The sequence below is a fragment of the Mesorhizobium sp. M5C.F.Ca.IN.020.29.1.1 genome, assembly GCF_003997375.1.
Classification (GTDB): domain Bacteria; phylum Pseudomonadota; class Alphaproteobacteria; order Rhizobiales; family Rhizobiaceae; genus Mesorhizobium; species Mesorhizobium wenxiniae.
This window is the reverse complement of the sequence record NZ_RZSW01001103.1, coordinates 1-758: the sequence shown is the minus strand read 5'-3', so window position 1 is coordinate 758 and position 758 is coordinate 1. Positions and strand designations below refer to the sequence as shown.

Genomic DNA, 758 nt, shown 5'->3' with positions numbered 1-758 from the left:
CTACAAGCTCGATCCCGCCGCGGAACTGGTCTTGACCGACCGCATCCAGATTCAGCAAGTTTTGCTGAACCTGATGCGCAACGCGATAGAAGCCATGCAAGGTGTGCCACGCCGTGAGTTGCAAATCACAACCGTGGCTCGTGATGACGGCATGGCTGAGGTAAGCGTGATTGACACAGGCACTGGTCTCGGGCCGGACGTCTCCGCCCAGCTTTTCCAGCCGTTTGTCACCACCAAGAAGCAGGGCATGGGCGTTGGCCTCTCCATTTGCCGCACTATCGTCGAATCGCACGGTGGTCACATCTGGGCCGAGCCAATGCCGGCTGGAGGAACCGCTTTCCGGTTCACCCTGCGCATCGTGCAGAAGGAAGAAGTCGCCAATGGCCGGTAACGATCTTGTGCATGTGGTCGACGACGACGTCGACGTTCGCAAGTCGCTTGGTTTTCTTCTGGCGACGTCTGATTTCGCTGTACGCCTATACGAATCGGCGTCGGTTTTTCTGGCCACAGCGACGGGCAATCTCGACGGCTGTATCGTGACGGACGTGCGCATGCCCGGCATTGACGGGATCGAGTTCCTGCGACAGCTCCGGACCCGCGGACATACGCTTCCAGTCATTGTCATGACGGGTCATGCCGATGTGGCGCTGGCTGTTCAGGCGATGAAGGAAGGTGCCGCCGATTTCATCGAAAAACCTTTCGACGACGATATTCTGATCGATGCGATCCGCTCTGCGTTGGGCAACCGCAACCAAGCC

2 protein-coding genes are annotated in these 758 nt (G+C 58.4%); both read left to right on the top strand.

Annotated elements, in window-relative coordinates:
• On the top strand, positions 1 to 391 hold a 391-nt coding region (locus tag EOA85_RS36500), incomplete at its 5' end, for an ATP-binding protein (RefSeq protein ID WP_164760190.1).
• On the top strand, positions 381 to 758 hold a 378-nt coding region (locus tag EOA85_RS36495), incomplete at its 3' end, for a response regulator (protein WP_127212816.1). The genes EOA85_RS36500 and EOA85_RS36495, both read left to right, overlap by 11 nt.